We start from the raw sequence: 15,513 nt of genomic DNA on the forward strand, positions 1-15,513 counted from the left end.
TGGCTGCGTGGACCTGAGGGACATCGAGATCTTCCTGACGCTCGCGGACGAGCTGCACTTCGGCCGGACCGCGGAACGGCTCCACGTCTCCCCCGCCCGCGTCAGCCAGGCGATCAGCCGGCAGGAGCGCCGCATGGGGACCACCCTGTTCGAGCGCACGAGCCGTCGCGTCGAGCTCACGCCGGTGGGCGCCCGCCTGCGCGACGACCTGCGCCAGGGGTACGAGCTCATCCAGTCCGGCATCGCCGCGGCCAGCCGCACCGGCGAGCGCCCCACCGGGGTCCTGCGCGTCGCCGCGATGGGCATCGTCGGCCACGAGCTCGGTCCGGTGGTCGACGAGTTCACCGCCCGGCACCCGGGGTGCTCGGTCGAGCGTCGTGAGTTCCACTTCTCGGACCCGTTCGGGTCGCTGCGCGAGGGCGTGGCCGACCTCCAGGTGACCTGGTCGCCCGTCCGCGAGCCCGACGTCGTCGTGGGGCCGCGCGTGCTCACGGAGGGCCGCGTCCTCGCCGTCGCGGCGGGCCACCCGCTGGCGGGCGAGGACGGCGTCTCGGTCGAGGTCCTCGGGGACCACGCCGTGCTCGACCTCGGCGCCGGCGTCCCCTCGTACTGGGAGGAGGCGATGGTGCCCCGCCGCACGCCCGCCGGGCGACCCGTGCTGCGCGGGCCGGTCGCGCGCACGTTCCACGAGGTGCTCACGGCGGTCGCCTCGGGCGAGGCGGTCACCCCGCTCAACGCGCACGTCCGGCGGTACTACACGCACCCGGGCGTCGTCTACGTGCCGATCGTCGACGTCCCCGACACCGAGTGGGTGCTCGTCTGGTCGCGCGACCGGGAGACCGCCGAGGTCCGCGCCTTCGCCGAGATCGCCCGCGAGCTGGGCTCGCGGGCGATCTGAGGCTCAGCTCCAGCGGAAGAGCTTCACCGCGAGCGGGAGGAGCACGGCGGTCCACGCGGCCATCACCACGAGCTGGAGCGTGGGGACCTCCGTCTCGAACCAGCCCGCCGACATCGCCTGCGCGGCCGCCCCGAGCGGGGAGAACTGCCCGATGTCCCGCACGACGTCGGGCATGATCGGCCCCGGCGTCCACATGCCCGAGAGGAAGAGCATCGGGAAGTAGACGAGGTTACCGATCGCCGACGCGGTGCTCCCCTTGGCGGCGACCGCCGCGACGACCATGCCGAGGGAGAGCATGGACAGGACCGTGAGCACGAAGGCCAGCACGACCGTCAGCGGGCTGACGGGCGCGGCGAGGCCGAACACGACCTGGCCCACGACGAGCGCGAGCACCGCGGACACGGCGATCGCGCCGAGGTTGATGAGCAGGTGCGCGACGACGACGCCCTGCGGGCGCATGGGGGTCGTCGAGAGCCGGCGGAGCAGCCCCTTCTCGCGGGCGGTCGCGAAGGTCACGGGCATCGTCGTCAGCGCAGGCGTCGCGACCGCGGCGGCGAGGACGATCGGCACGTAGGTCGCGATCGCCGTCAGGCCGTCCCAGGGCGCGCCCGCCCCCGTGATCGGCTCGCGCATGCCCGGGATCGCCAGCCCGACGCCGACGAGCAGGACCGTGGGGAACACGAGCGCGAAGAACACGGCCGTGCCGTCGCGCAGGAACAGGCGGGCCTCGGTCCGCAGGAGCGTCCCGAAGCCTCGCCACCCCGCACGGGCGGTCGGGACGCGGGGCAGGGTCGTGGTCGCGGCGGTCATCGTTCGTCTCCCTCGTGCGGGGCCGCGGAGTCAGCGGCGTGGTCGTAGGTCCGGCCGGTCACGGCGACGAACACGTCCTCGAGCGTCCGCGTGACGGTCCGGACGTCGTCGGGCACGATCTCCTGCTCGGCGAGCGCGAGCACGACGGCGAGCAGCACCCGGCGCGTCCCGGTCACCTCGATCTCACGGCCGTCCACCTCCACGTGCTCGACGTCGGCCAGCCCGGCGAGCGTGTGGAGCGCGAGGTCGTGGTCGGCCGGGGGCACCCGCAGGCGGACGGTGCGCGCCGTGTCGACGGAGTCGATGAGCTCCGCGGGCGTGCCCTGCGCGACGACCCGGCCGCCGTCGATGATGACGAGCCGGTCGCACAGGCGCTCCGCCTCCTCCATGAAGTGCGTGACGAGCAGGATCGTCACGCCGCGGTCGCGCACGCGCTCGACGAGCTCCCAGGTCGCCCGGCGGGCGGCCGGGTCGAGGCCGGTCGTCAGCTCGTCGAGGACCGCGACGCGCGGGTCGCCGACGAGCGCCAGCGCGATCGACAGGCGCTGCTTCTGCCCGCCTGAGAGCTTGCCGAACGCGACGCGCCGGTGCTCGGCGAGGTCGAGGAGGTCGAGCAGCTCCTCGACGTCCGACGGGGCCTCGTAGAAGGACGCGAAGAGGCGCAGCGCCTCCTCGACCGTGATCTTCTCGTGGAGCGCGGCCTCCTGGAGCTGGACGCCGACGGCGTCGCGCACCGCGGCCGGGTCGGCCTGCGGGTCGACCCCGAGGACGCGGATCGCACCACCGTCCGCCTCGCGCAGCCCGGCGAGGCACTCGACCGTCGTGGTCTTGCCGGCACCGTTCGGGCCGAGGATGCCGAAGATCTCGCCCGGCGCCACGGTGAAGCTCACGTCCTCGACGGCGACCTTGCGGGCGTCGGAGCCACGGGGCCCCGGGTAGGTCTTGCGCAGGTTCCGGACCTCGACGACCGGCGGCGTCCCGGCCTGCGCGTCGGCGGTCGGGGCGGGCGACGCGACGGTCGCGCCGCCGGTGGGCGGTGGAGCGGTGCTCATGCTGGCCTCCTGGAGGGTGTGCGCCACCCACGGACGGCGCGGCGCGCCGCCCGGGAGGGCTTCGGTGTGTGGTGCTGCGGGCCGGTCAGGCGCTCGCGCTGGCGGCGAACTCGACCGGTTGGATCGCGACGCCCCGCAGGACGAGGCGGAGGAGCAGGGCGGCGAGCACGACCCCGAGGGTCCCGCCGAGGACGGCGAGCGCGACGGGGGTGCCGTCGAGACCGACGACGCGCGCGAGCGCGTGGCCGAAGAACCCGGAGCGCAGGAAGATCTCGCTGACCACCACGGGCACGAGCGACGCGAGCACGAGGAGCACCCCGCGCAGGAACCCGAACCCGTAGAAGCCGGCGGCGATGACCATCCCGGCCAGGTAGTACACGACGCAGAAGAGCCCCTCGACGAGGATCGCCAGGCCCACCTGCGAGCCGTCGACGTAGAGCTGCGCGAGCTCCGGCTCGGTCGGCCAGCCCGAGCGGCGGAACAGCGCCCACTCGCCCCACTTCACGAGCGCCGCCGCGACGCCGAACGTCATGCCCGACACGGCCGCGCCGATCCACAGCCCGTGCGTGTACGAGCGGCGCGTGCCGCCCGACGCGACGTGCACGGCGATCGTCATGAGGGGCAGGATGATGCCCATCACGAAGAGGAAGAACTTCGCCGAGCCGGCGACTCCTCCGACCGCCTCGATGCTCACGTCGTCGTTGCGCTCCATGATCCAGAGCACGAGCGCACCGACGGCGAGCGCGATGGCCCAGAACCAGACCCCGACGTACCAGGTGCCGACGATGAAGTACCAGGCGACCGCGTTGACGCCGCGCCGGTGGGCGGCGGACTCGAGGGCGCGGCGCTCGGCGCCGCGGTGGGTCGTGGCGGTCATCGCTCGGTCTCCGTCCCAGCCTCGGAACCCGAGCGCCCGTTGCGCGTCAGGTGGACGAACAGGTCCTGCACGGGCACGGCGCCGACCTCGAGCCCAGCCTCCACCGCGGCGGCGCGCTCGTCGTGGGCGAACGTGCCGAAGAGTGTCACCTGCGCCGTGCCGCCGAGCCGTTGCCGGGCGAGCACCTCGCGACCGGCCGCGTGCCGCTCGACCACCTCGGTCGGGCCGGTGAGGCTCACGCCCCGGGCCCGGACGTCGTCGGCGTTCTCGGCGAGCAGGACACGCCCCCGGTCGATGATCACGACGTCCTCGAAGAGCCGCTCCACCTCGGTGATGAGGTGGCTCGACAGCAGGACCGTGCGTGGGTGCTCGGCGTAGTCGGCGACGAGCGCGTCGTAGAACGCGTAGCGGCTCGGGGCGTCCATGCCGAGATAGACCTCGTCGAAGATCGTCAGGGGCGCGCGCGAGGCGAGGCCGACGACCGCGCCGAGCGCGGACCGCTTGCCGCGCGACATCTCGGTCGGCTTCTTGCGGACGTCGACCTCGAGCTCGTCGAGCAGGCGAGCGGCGAGGTCGGCGTCCCAGTGCGGGCGCAGGTCCGCGTAGTACTCGAGCGTGTCGCGGGCCTTGTCGGTCTCCCACACGTCGCCGCTCTCACGGACGAGCTGCGTGTGCATGGTCGCCCACACGTTCTCGAACGGGTCCTCGAGCTCGTCCGGCCGGCCCACGCGCACCGTCCCGGCCGTGGGCCGGCGGAAGGCCGCGAGCAGGGCGGCGAGCGTCGTCTTCCCGGCGCCGTTCCGCCCGAGGAGGCCGGTGATGACGCCGGGGCGGACCGTGAGCGTCGCGCCGTCCAGCGCGGGGACGTCGTCGCTGCTGCGCGGGTAGCGCACGACGACGTCGCGCACCTCGGCGGCGAAGGGTTCCGGGGCCGTGGACGCGGTCCGGGCGGACGGGCTCTGGTCGGCGGTGGTGCGGCGGGCGGGCCGGGCGGTCACGGGTCTCACCTCGGGGTGGGGTCGGTGGTCGGGCCGGTGCGAGGGTCACCGGACGCGCCGGCGGGCCGCGGCCGGCCGAGGACGTAGTCCACGATCTCGGCCGTCGGGATGTCGAGGAGGTCCGCCTGCGCGAGCGCGGGCGCGAGGACCTCGTCGAAGAAGCGGGCGCGGTGGTCGGCGAGGAGCTGCTCGCGCGCCCCCGGGGCGACGAACATGCCGAGCCCGCGCCGCTTGTAGAGGACGCCCTCGTCGACCAGGCCGGCGAACGCCTTGGCGGCCGTCGCCGGGTTGATGCGGAACGTCGTCGCGAACTGCGTCGTCGACATGACCTGCTCCTCCTCCGCGAGCTCGCCCGCGAGCACCTGCGCCCGGATCATCTGCGCGATCTGGAGGTAGATGGGCTCCGGTCCGTCGAACATGGGCCCCATCCTCTCCCGCCTCGCGTGTTCTGTGGTTCATTACTCCACTAATGAACCACAGATGCCGTGGAAGGCGCAAGCCCTTGCTCGCGGCCGTGCCCGGCGCGGCACCGTAGATCTCGGGCAGGGACCGGGGCCCCGACGCACAATCCTGGAGAGGAGGCCGACCGGGAGGGATGCCGTGGACGACTGCGAGTACGCCGGAACCGCCCCGTTCGCCGAGCCGCTCAGCACCGTGACGAGCCTGGCCTTCGTCGTCGCGGGCGTGGCGATCCTCGTCGGGGCGCGGCAGGCAGCCCGGCGGCCCGACGGCACCAGCCCCGTCGCGCCCCGCGTGACGATGGGCGTCCTGGCAGTCCTCGTCGGGTTCGGGTCGGTCGTCCAGCACGGCCCCGCACCGTCGTGGAACCCGGTCGCCCACGACCCGCCGCTCTTCGGCGCTCTGGCGCTGGTCACGGCCGACGCGGTCTCCGACCTGACCGGCCGCCGCCTGCGCACCTGGTGGTGGCTCGCGCCGACCCTGGTCGACGTCGCGATCGCCGCGACAACGCCCCAGGCGTCGACCTACTACCAGTGGGCCGTCTCCGTCACCGCCGTGGGGACGAGCGCCCTGCGCGCGTGGTACCGCCCCGCCGTCCGTCGGCGCCTCGTCGTCACCATCGCGCTCCTCGCCGCAGGCGGCGCCGTCAGCACCTTCACCCGGACGGGCTGGCCGTGCGACACGGCCGGGTGGTTCGGCGTCGAGCCGCAGGGTCACGCGATCTGGCACGTGCTCGCCGCCACGGCGATGTGGGCCATCGCACCGACGCTCGGACGACGCCCGGCGACCTGACGGCGCTTTGGATCCTGCCGGACGCCGGACGCCGGACGCCCGACGACGCGCACCGTCGTGCGCAGGTGGTGGTCGATCGCCCTCGGACCCTGTCGGTCACGACGCAGTGGTGGGACCCTGGAGAGATCTGGCGTCCGCGGCGGGTCACGCCCTCCGGCCGCCGGCGGTCACGAAGGAGTGAGACGACGATGGTCACCATTCGGCGCGGGTTCTCCAGCTTCTCGGCGGACGACCTGGACGCGGCGCGCGATTTCTACGGGGGAACCCTCGGGCTCCCCGTCACGGCACTCGACGACGGGGGCGGTCTGGTGCTGCACCTCGGCGGCGGTTCGGACGTGTTCGTGTACCCGAAGGAGGACCATCGGCCGGCCGCCTTCACGGTCATGCACCTCACCGTCGACGACGTGGACCAGGTCGTCGACGAGCTCACCGCGAAGGGCGTGACGTTCGAGCGCTACGAGGGGTTCGACCAGGACGAGAAGGGCATCGTGCGCGGCTTCATGGAGGGTGGCGACGGCGCCTGGTTCACCGACCCGGCCGGCAACATCGTCGGCCTCGCCGACGGCGAGAACATGGCACGCCTGGTCGAGGGTTGAGCACGGCCGGTCCACGCGCGGCCCCGCCGCCGCGACCGGTTCCTGGAACGACGGAGAGCCCTGGTCCAGGACCAGGGCTCTCGTCACGACGCCAGAGCTCTCCCTCGGCGGGCCGCCGTACTACTGCGCGAGGGCCGGGGCGAACGCGGCGCGGACGGCGTCGAGGTCCTGCGCGACGAGCTCGGCGAGCTGCACCGCGTTGAGCGCTGCGCCCTTGCGGAGGTTGTCGTTCGACACGAACAGCACGAGCCCGCGTCCGCCGGGGACGGACTGGTCGGTGCGGACGCGGCCGACGAACGACGGGTCCTTGCCGGCCGCCTCGAGCGGGTTCGGGACGTCCGCGAGCACGACGCCCGGCGCGGCGGCGAGGATCTCGCGCGCGCGGTCCGGCGTGATCGCCGTGCCGAACTCCGCGTGGATCGCGAGCGAGTGGCCGGTGAACACCGGGACGCGCACGCACGTGCCCGCGACGGCGAGCTCCGGCAGGCCGAGGATCTTGCGCGACTCGTTGCGCAGCTTCTTCTCCTCGTCCGTCTCCTCCTGCCCGTCGTCGACGATCGACCCGGCGAGCGGGACGACGTTGAACGCGACGTTGCGCGGGAAGACCGCGGGCTCCGGGAGGGCGACCGCGCCGCCGTCGTGCACGAGCCCGACGAGCCCGGCACCCGTGCCCTCGGCCGCCGCGCCCGCGACGGCCTGGGCGCGCAGCTCCTCCGCGCCGGCGAGACCGGCGCCGGACACGGCCTGGTACGTCGCGACGATCAGGCGTTCCAGCCCTGCCTCGTCCGCGAGCGGCTTGAGCACCGGCATCGCGGCCATGGTCGTGCAGTTCGGGTTGGCGATGATGCCCTTGCGCGCCTCGCGCAGCGCGGCGGGGTTGACCTCGGACACGACGAGCGGGACGTCGGGGTCCATGCGCCACGCGGACGAGTTGTCGATCACGACGGCGCCCGCCTCGGCGAAGCGCTCGGCCTGCGCCTTGGAGGTCGCGCCGCCCGCGGAGAACAGGGCGACGTCGATCCCGCGCAGGTCGTCGGTCGAGGTCGCGGCGACGTCCTCCACGACGACGTCGGTCCCGCGCCACGGGAGCGTCGACCCGGCGGAGCGCGCCGACGCGAAGTAGCGGATGCTCGCGACGGGGAGGTCGCGCTCGTCGAGGAGGCGGCGCATGACGGCGCCCACCTGGCCGGTCGCGCCGACGACGGCGACGTTGAGGCCCTGACGGTTCTCGGTGCTCATGGTTCCTCGTCCTCTCAGCGGCCGGTGCCGGCGTAGACGACGGCCTCGCCGTCGGCAGCGTCGAGCTCGAACGCGGTGTGCACGGCGCGCACCGCGTCGTCGAGCGAGTCCTCGCGGGTCACGACGGAGATGCGGATCTCCGAGGTGGAGATCATCTCGATGTTGATGCCCGCGTCGCGCAGGGCACCGAAGAGCTTCGCGGAGACGCCCGGGTGCGACTTCATGCCCGCCCCGACGAGCGAGAGCTTGCCGATCTGGTCGTCGAACTGCAGCGAGTCGAACCCGATCTCGCCCTGGAGCGCGGACAGCGCCGACATCGCGGCCGGGCCGTCGCCCTCGGGCAGCGAGAACGAGATGTCGGTCAGGCCCGTCCGGGCGGCGGACACGTTCTGCACGATCATGTCGATGTTCACGCCCGATCCCGCGACGACCTCGAAGATGCGTGCGGCCGTCCCGGGCACGTCGGGCACCCCGACGACGGTGATCTTGGCCTCGCTGCGGTCGTGCGCGACGCCGGAGATGATCGGGTCTTCCATGACGGTCTCCTCGGGAAGGTCTGCAGAGCTGGGGGCGGCGTCGGCGGGGCGAGGCGCGGAGTGGGCGTCCGCGCTGACGAACGTGCCCTCCTTGCCGCTGAACGACGAGCGGACGTGGATCGGCACGCTGTACCGGCGGCCGTACTCGACGCAGCGCAGCGCGAGGACCTTGGCCCCGCTCGCCGCCATCTCGAGCATCTCCTCGTACGTGATGCGGTCGATCTTGCGCGCGCTCGGCACGATGCGCGGGTCGGCCGTGAAGATGCCGTCCACGTCCGTGTAGATCTCGCACACGTCGGCGTCGAGGCCCGCCGCGAGCGCGACGGCCGTCGTGTCCGACCCGCCGCGGCCCAGCGTCGTCACGTCGTTCGTCGACTGCGTGACGCCCTGGAAGCCCGCGACGATCGCGACCTGGCCCCGCTCGATCGTCTCCCGGATGCGGTGCGGGACGACGTCGACGATGCGCGCCTTGCCGTGCACGGCGTCGGTGATGACGCCGGCCTGCTGGCCCGTGAACGACTTCGCCTTGACGCCCAGGCTGTTGATCGCCATCGCGAGCAGCGACATGGAGATGCGCTCGCCCGCGGTGAGGAGGATGTCCATCTCGCGCTGCGGCGGGAGGGGGGTGACCTGCTGCGCGAGGTCGATGAGCTCGTCCGTCGTGTCGCCCATCGCCGAGACCACGACGACGACGTCGTGACCGGCCCGCTTGGTCTGCGCGATGCGCTTGGCCACGCGCTTGATGCTCTCGGCGTCCGAGACCGACGAACCGCCGTACTTCTGCACGACAAGTGCCACGTGCTGCTCCATCTGTCGCCGGCCTCCGTCTCTCTCAACGGCCCGCCGGGTGCTTGTGGGTCGATCGATGATACGCACGCGTCCCGCGGTCCGGCCAAGCCCGTCCCGCCATGCGGGCCCGGGTGGCGCGGCGTCAGCCCGCGCGGTGGCTCCGGTCGAGGGGCGCGGTCGCGCGCCGGATCGCCGGCACGGGGAGCACGACCGGCCTGGGGGTCGCGTCCGTCGAGGGCGCACCGCGCCCGGCGTCTCGCGTCGGGCCCGCGACGACGACGTAGGCGAGGCCGACGACGAGGGCGCCGCCGACGAGGTTGCCGAGGCCGACCCAGGTGAGGTTGCGGGCGAAGTCGGCCCACGTCGTCGGGCCGAGGTCGCCGAGGAGGCCGAGCGAGAAGGTCGTCATGTTGGCGACCACGTGCTCGAACCCGGAGGCGATGAACGCGAGGATCGCCCAGAACAGGACGATCGCCTTGCCCGCCTCGGAGCGCAGCCGGCCGCACGCCCAGATCGCGGCGCACACGAGAAGGTTGCACAGGACGCCGCGGAAGAAGAGCTCGCCGCCGGTCTCGTGGGCCTTCGCGCGCAGCATGGACGCGACCATCTCCCCCGCGGCCGCGTTGGAGTGCAGGACTCCGGCCTTCGTCACCGCGAACGCGAAGAGCATCGAGCCGGCGAGGTTGCCGACGAGGCACAGGCCGAGGGTGAGGACGGCGTCGCGCACCCGGACGGCGCGCGTCGCGACGCCCTGGGCGAGGATCATCATGGCGGACGTCGCGAGCTCGGCACCGGCGAACACGACGAGGGTCAGCGCCGCGGCGAACACGCCCCCGGCGACCAGCCGCTCCCCCGGCGACCCCGCCGCGAGGAAGGGCCCGGCCGTCGCGACCATGAGCACGACGCCGACGCCGATGTACGCGCCCGCGAGCATCGCGGCGACGAGGTAGCGCGCCGGGCGTCTCGCCGAGCCGACCTTCTTCCGGGCCGCCTCCGACTGGGTGGTCAACGCCTGGGCGAGGGTCTGCACGACCTCGATCCTCGCCGCCGCCCGGGACGTGGGGCCAGGGCCCGTGGTCGCAACCCGCCGGGACCGAAGGACCGAGGCGACAGGACCTGGCGCCGAAGGAGCGCCGAGCCCCGGGCGTCAGGCGGTCGCCGCCTCCACGGGCCGTGCGTCCGCGGCCCTGACGTCAGCGTCGGCGTCGACCGAACCCGTGCCGCCGCCCTCCTCGGAGACCACCGGGAGCGCCCCGAGCGGGGACGGGCGAGGGTCGAGCACCGCGGCGACGATCGCCTCGATCGCGAACTGGCTCGCCTCGCCGAGGTCCACCTGCGTGGGGTCGAGGAGCCACTGGACCTGGAGCCCGTCCATGACGGCGAGGATCGACGCCGACGCGTGCCGGACGCTCGCGGGGACGGCGACGCCCCGCTCCGCGCACAACGCCTCGAACGCCTCGACGGCCTCGCTCCGCAGCGTGCGGTACCGGCCCTCGAAGAAGGCGCGCGCGGGGTGGTCGTCGGTCACGGACTCCGCGGAGAGCACGGCGTACGTCTGCACGATCCCGGCACGCTGCGCGTTGAGGAACGCCGTGCGGACCAGGTGGCGGAACATGTCGATGCCGCCCGGGATGTGCTGCCCGTCGAGGCCGGCGACGTCGCTCTCGTCGCGGTAGCGCAGCACCTCGAGGAGGAGGTGGTCCTTGGACCCGAAGTGGTGCAGGATCCCGGCGTGGGTCATGTCGACCTGTTCCGCGATCTCCGCCAGGGGGCCGTTGTGGTAGCCCTTGCTCCCGAAGGTCGCCATGGCGGCCTTGAGGATCTCCTCGCGGCGCCGGAGGGTCTCCTCCCGCACGCGGGGGCGCCGCCTGCTCGTGGTCATCGCCTCGTCACTTCCTCGTCGTGGTGCCCGGTGCGCCACCGTCGGCGCCGACGTCGGCGTTCCGTGCACCGAGCACGTCCTCGGTCCGTCGCCGTCCGGGGGTGATCCTACGCACGCGACGACACCTCCGAGCCACACTCCCGCCGAAGGTCACGGTGAGATATCGATCTGACCTGCGGAAACGCAGATTCTTGCCAACTTACTGACTGCACGGTAAGTTCTCCGCTCGACAGACGACTCGACGACGAGGAGCACGTTCGTGACATCGCAGTCCCTCGCGGGAGAGCGCGACCCCGCGGAGCTCGACACCCTGCGCACCCGTGCGCAGGGGCTGACCCTCCGCGAGAAGGTCCGCCTCCTCACCGGCCAGTCCATGTGGCGCCTGCACGCCCAGGACGAGCTCGGGCTGCGCCCCGTCGTCATGTCCGACGGCCCCGTCGGGGTCCGCGGCACGAGCGAGGTCGAGGGCGAGACCTCGATCCTCTTCCCGTCCCCCAGCGCGATCGGCGCGACGTGGGACCGGGCCGCCGCGCACGAGACCGGTCAGGCGTTCGCCCGCGAGGCGCGCACGCACGGCGTCGACGTCGTCCTCGCCCCCCAGGTCAACATCCAGCGCACGCCCGTCGGTGGCCGGCACTTCGAGTGCTACTCCGAGGACCCGTACCTCACGGCCCAGATCGGCACGGGCGTCGTGCGCGGCCTGCAGGACCAGGGCGTCGCGGCGTGCGTCAAGCACTACGTCGCCAACGACTCCGAGACCCAGCGCACGTCGTACGTGTCGCACGTCGACCCCCGCGTGCTGCGCGAGGTCTACCTGGCCCCGTTCGAGGACGCGGTCGCGGCGGGCGCGTGGTCCGTCATGGCGGCGTACAACCAGGTGGACGACGGCGTGGAGTCCGGCCCCATGACCGGGCACCGGCACCTGCTCACCGACGTCCTCAAGGACGAGCTCGGGTTCGACGGCGCCGTGGTCTCGGACTGGGTCGCGACGCACACGACCGAGCTCTCCGCGAACGGCGGGCTCGACGTCGTCATGCCCGGACCCGGCGGCCCGTGGGAGGACGCCCTCGTCCGCGCGGTCGAGGACGGCCGCGTCCCCGAGAGCGAGATCGACGACAAGGTCGCACGCATCCTCCTGCTCGCGCGCCGCGTCGGCGCGCTCGACGAGCCCGCCCGACCGGTCACGCACGACGGCGACCTGCGCGCCCTGGTGCGCCGCACCGCCGCCGCGGGCACCGTCGTCCTCCGCTCCGACGCCGAGAACCCCGTCTGGGACCGGCCCGCGCCGCGGTCGATCGCGCTCGTCGGCCCCAACGCGGTGCGCCCGCACGTGCTCGGCGGCGGCAGCTCGACCGTCAACCCCGCGCACGTCGTCACCCCCGCCGAGGGCCTGGCCGCGCGCTGGCCCGACGCCTCGCTCACGGTGGCCCGCGGCGGCGACGCGCGCCGGTTCGCCCCCCGCCTGGACGTGGAGGGACGCAGCGCCGACGGCGCCGCCGTCGCGGTGACCTGGCTCGACACCGAGGGCGCGACGCTCCGCAAGTCCGTCCTGCCCCGCTGGGACGGGTTCCTGCGCGACCTTCCCGCCGAGGTCGACACCGTCGTGCTCGACGTCGACGTCCTCCTCGACGAGCCCGGCGACCACGTGCTCGAGGTCGGCACGGTCCCGGGCCACACGATCGAGATCGACGGCGTCGTCGTCGCGAAGGACGACCGCCGCTCCGGCGTCGAGGTCATCCTCGACTCGTCGATCAACAACCCGGCGGGCGTCCCCGCGACCGTGCACGTCGACGCGCCGCGGCGCGTGCGGGTCAGTGCCGCGCTCCTCGTCACGCGCGCCCAGGGCTACGGCAACCTCGTCCGCGCGGAGCTGCGCCACCGCGTCCCCGCGCCGAGCGCCGAGCAGGAGATCGCCGACGCGGTCGAGGCCGCCCGCGCGGCCGACCTGACCATCGTCGTCGTCGGGACGAACGAGGAGGTCGAGTCCGAGGGCTGGGACCGGACGTCGCTCGCGCTGCCCGGCCGCCAGGACGAGCTCGTCGAGCGCGTCCTCGACGCCGACCCGGACGCGGTCGTCGTCGTGAACGCGGGCGCGCCCGTGCTGCTCCCCTGGCTCGACCGCGCGCGCACGGTGCTGTGGGTCTGGTTCCCCGGCCAGGAGGCCGGGCACTCGATCGCGGACGTGCTCGCGGGCGACGTCGAGGCGGCCGGCCGCCTCCCCTGGACCCTCCCGGCCACCGAGGCCGACGTCCCCGTCCCGCACGCGGTCCCCGACCAGGGGGTCGTCGAGTACGCCGACGGCGTCCACGTCGGCTACCGCGCGTGGGAGCGCTCGGGCGCCGTCCCCGCCGCACCCTTCGGGCACGGGCTGGGCTGGACGACGTGGTCGTACGACGCGTCGTCCGACCCGGTCCGCACGCCCGACGGCGACGCGACCCTCACGGTCCGCGTCACCAACACCGGGTCCCGCGACGGCCGCGAGGTCGTCCAGGTCTACGTCGAACCCCCGGTCGCGCCCGCGTCGGCCCCGGTCGCCGAGCGCGACCGCCCGGTCCGCTGGCTCGGCGGGTTCGCCGTCGTCGACGTCGCCGTGGGGGCCACCGCCGACGTCACCGTGACCGTCCCCCGCCGTCAGCTCGAGGTGTGGGACACCGACAGCGGACGCTGGCACCTCCCGGCCGGGACCTACCGGCTCCGGGTGGGGCGTTCCGTCCACGACCTCCGCCTGGACACCGCGGTCCGGGTGCAGGGCAGCACCACCGAACAGGAGTAGCCCGGACCGCGGTCCACGCGGGGCGACCCAGCGCCCCACGCCACCTTCCGTTTCACCCGTACGCTCCACCGCCCCGGCACCGCGCCGGGGACGATGTTCCCTCGAAGGAGAGAGATTCATGAGGTTGAAGGCCTCCGCGATCGCCCTCGGCATCGCGACAGCACTCGTGCTGACCGGCTGCTCGTCGACGGGCGGCAACAACGACGACGAGACGACCGGCTCCGGCGCGGGCGCCGCCCTCACCATCGCCAAGCCGGACGGCGCGATCGCGACCGAGTCGAACAACCCGTGGATCGGCGACTCGTCCGCGCTCAAGCTCGGCTACGTGAACGCCATCTACGAGCCCGTCGGCATCGTCAACGTCGTCAACCCGTCGGACGAGGTGCGTCCGTGGCTCGCGTCCGAGATCGTGTGGTCCGAGGACTACACGTCGGTGACGCTCACGACCCGCGAGGGCGTGAAGTGGAGCGACGGCACGGACCTCACGGCCGACGACATCGCGTACTCGTACCAGATCCTCGTCGACACGCCCGAGCTCAACACCGCGGCGCTCGACATCAAGGACGTCGCCGTGGACGGCGACACGGTCACCGTCACCTTCGGCACGCCGATGTTCGCCAAGCAGGACAAGGTGCTGCACCGGTTCGTCGTCCCGAAGCACGTGTGGGAGGGCGTCGCCGACCCGACGACGGAGACGAACCCGGACCCCGTCGGCACCGGCCCGTACACGCTGACGAGCTTCAGCACGGAGAGCGTCCAGCTCGACGCGCGCGACGACTACTGGGGCGGCGAGCTCGCGGTCCCGACGCTGTACTACGTCTCCTACAACGACAACAGCGCCCTGACGACCGCGCTCGCCAACGGCGACGCGGACTGGGCCCAGGCGTTCCTCCCGAACGTGCAGTCGGCGTTCGTCGACAAGGACCCGGAGCACAACGTGTACTGGGCCCCCGCCGGCCTCGGCATCGACGCGATGTTCGTCAACACGACCAAGAAGCCGTTCGACGACGTCGCGTTCCGCCAGGCCGTCAACATGGTCATCGACCGTGAGCAGCACCAGCAGATCGCCCGCGAGGGCGGCGTCCCGCTGCTCACCTCCGTCACGGGTCTGCCGACCCCGGCCGGCGACCCGTTCATCTCGGACGAGTTCGCGGGCGAGGAGTACGCGGTCGACGTCGACGGCGCCAAGAAGGTCCTTACCGACGCCGGGTACACGTTCGAGGGCGACGCCCTGGTCGACCCCGACGGCGAGCCCGTCACCTTCCAGCTCAGCGTCCCGCAGGGCTGGAACGACTACGTCACCGGCATCAGCCTCATCGCGGAGTCGGTCAAGGCGATCGGCGTCGAGGCCACGGTCGACACGCCGGACTCGGACTCGTGGTGGGCCGCCAAGGGCACGGGCGACTTCGACGCGATCCTGCACTGGACCGAGACCGGCGCGACGCCGTACGACATCTACAGCGACACGATGGACGCCCGCTGGCTCAAGCCGGTCGGTGAGGCAGCGGACTACAACTTCGGCCGCTTCGACAGCCCGGAGGCCACGGCCGCCCTCGACGCGTACCTCGCGGCGACGACGGACGAGGACCGTGCGACGGCCATCGCCGAGGCGCAGAAGATCTTCGTGGACCAGGTCCCGGTCATGCCGATCGGCACGCGTCCGTTCATCACGGAGTTCAACACGCGCAACTACGTCGGCTGGCCGAGCGACGAGGACCCGTACATCAACGCGGACCCGACGCAGCCGACCGCGGTGCTCATCCTCACCCAGCTCAAGCCCGCCGAGTGAGGCAGCCGGCTCGCGCGTCGGAA

The 15,513-nt window shown here is 73.2% G+C and carries 14 protein-coding genes; 5 read left to right on the forward strand and 9 right to left on the reverse strand.

Annotation, left to right across the window (positions count from 1 at the left end):
• The first annotated feature begins 7 nt into the window (after window positions 1-7).
• Complete coding sequence (locus tag ACN9MS_RS17295; RefSeq protein ID WP_426309652.1) at window positions 8-898, forward strand: LysR family transcriptional regulator; 891 nt, start codon at window positions 8-10, stop codon at window positions 896-898.
• A gap of 3 nt (window positions 899-901) precedes the next feature.
• Here the strand turns inward: ACN9MS_RS17295 and ACN9MS_RS17300 are convergent, their stop codons facing one another.
• The 5 genes from ACN9MS_RS17300 to ACN9MS_RS17320 form a co-directional block, all read right to left on the reverse strand.
• The gene (locus ACN9MS_RS17300; protein WP_426309653.1) at window positions 902-1,708 is read right to left on the reverse strand and encodes an ABC transporter permease; all 807 of its coding nucleotides are present in this window, start codon (window positions 1,706-1,708) and stop codon (window positions 902-904) included.
• Window positions 1,705-2,760 (reverse strand): ABC transporter ATP-binding protein, encoded by a 1,056-nt coding sequence (locus ACN9MS_RS17305; RefSeq protein ID WP_426309654.1) that lies wholly within the window; start codon window positions 2,758-2,760, stop codon window positions 1,705-1,707. Before ACN9MS_RS17305 ends, ACN9MS_RS17300 begins: the two co-directional genes overlap by 4 nt.
• A gap of 85 nt (window positions 2,761-2,845) precedes the next feature.
• Window positions 2,846-3,637, reverse strand: coding sequence for a hypothetical protein (locus tag ACN9MS_RS17310; RefSeq protein WP_426309655.1), 792 nt, complete (start codon window positions 3,635-3,637; stop codon window positions 2,846-2,848).
• Window positions 3,634-4,635 carry an ATP-binding cassette domain-containing protein gene (locus tag ACN9MS_RS17315; RefSeq protein WP_426309656.1) on the reverse strand — a complete coding sequence of 334 codons (1,002 nt, stop codon included), beginning with the start codon at window positions 4,633-4,635 and terminating at the stop codon, window positions 3,634-3,636. The genes ACN9MS_RS17310 and ACN9MS_RS17315 overlap by 4 nt, the downstream gene beginning before the upstream one ends.
• A gap of 5 nt (window positions 4,636-4,640) precedes the next feature.
• A complete protein-coding gene (locus tag ACN9MS_RS17320) occupies window positions 4,641-5,054 on the reverse strand; it encodes a GntR family transcriptional regulator (RefSeq protein WP_375808258.1) in 414 nt (137 codons plus the stop codon).
• Between the two features lie 181 nt (window positions 5,055-5,235).
• Here ACN9MS_RS17320 and ACN9MS_RS17325 point away from each other — a divergent pair, with 181 nt between their 5' ends.
• Both ACN9MS_RS17325 and ACN9MS_RS17330 read left to right on the forward strand, forming a co-directional pair.
• Window positions 5,236-5,886: a hypothetical protein gene (locus ACN9MS_RS17325; protein ID WP_426309657.1), complete on the forward strand. Its 651-nt coding sequence runs from the start codon at window positions 5,236-5,238 to the stop codon at window positions 5,884-5,886.
• 188 nt (window positions 5,887-6,074) lie between these two features.
• On the forward strand, window positions 6,075-6,482 hold the full coding sequence (locus ACN9MS_RS17330; RefSeq protein WP_426309658.1) for a VOC family protein: 408 nt from the start codon (window positions 6,075-6,077) through the stop codon (window positions 6,480-6,482).
• A gap of 120 nt (window positions 6,483-6,602) precedes the next feature.
• Here ACN9MS_RS17330 and ACN9MS_RS17335 read toward each other — a convergent pair whose 3' ends face one another.
• The 4 genes from ACN9MS_RS17335 to ACN9MS_RS17350 form a co-directional block, all read right to left on the reverse strand.
• Entirely contained in the window at window positions 6,603-7,721 is a 1,119-nt protein-coding gene (locus ACN9MS_RS17335; protein ID WP_426309659.1) for an aspartate-semialdehyde dehydrogenase, read from the reverse strand.
• 14 nt (window positions 7,722-7,735) lie between these two features.
• Window positions 7,736-9,055, reverse strand: coding sequence for an aspartate kinase (locus tag ACN9MS_RS17340; RefSeq protein ID WP_426311923.1), 1,320 nt, complete (start codon window positions 9,053-9,055; stop codon window positions 7,736-7,738).
• Window positions 9,056-9,188: 133 nt separating this feature from the next.
• Complete coding sequence (locus ACN9MS_RS17345; protein ID WP_426309660.1) at window positions 9,189-10,076, reverse strand: formate/nitrite transporter family protein; 888 nt, start codon at window positions 10,074-10,076, stop codon at window positions 9,189-9,191.
• A gap of 117 nt (window positions 10,077-10,193) precedes the next feature.
• Window positions 10,194-10,928: a TetR/AcrR family transcriptional regulator gene (locus ACN9MS_RS17350; protein WP_426309661.1), complete on the reverse strand. Its 735-nt coding sequence runs from the start codon at window positions 10,926-10,928 to the stop codon at window positions 10,194-10,196.
• Between the two features lie 259 nt (window positions 10,929-11,187).
• On the opposite strand from ACN9MS_RS17350, the gene ACN9MS_RS17355 reads away from it, so the two are divergent.
• Together ACN9MS_RS17355 and ACN9MS_RS17360 are read left to right on the forward strand one after the other, a co-directional pair.
• Window positions 11,188-13,701, forward strand: a complete 2,514-nt coding sequence (locus tag ACN9MS_RS17355) for a beta-glucosidase (RefSeq protein WP_426309662.1) — start codon at window positions 11,188-11,190, stop codon at window positions 13,699-13,701.
• A gap of 118 nt (window positions 13,702-13,819) precedes the next feature.
• A complete protein-coding gene (locus ACN9MS_RS17360) occupies window positions 13,820-15,490 on the forward strand; it encodes an ABC transporter substrate-binding protein (protein ID WP_426309663.1) in 1,671 nt (556 codons plus the stop codon).
• Window positions 15,491-15,513 lie beyond the last annotated feature (23 nt).

Origin of the sequence: Cellulosimicrobium sp. E-16 (assembly GCF_049913115.1) — a bacterium.
Lineage (GTDB): Bacteria > Actinomycetota > Actinomycetes > Actinomycetales > Cellulomonadaceae > Cellulosimicrobium.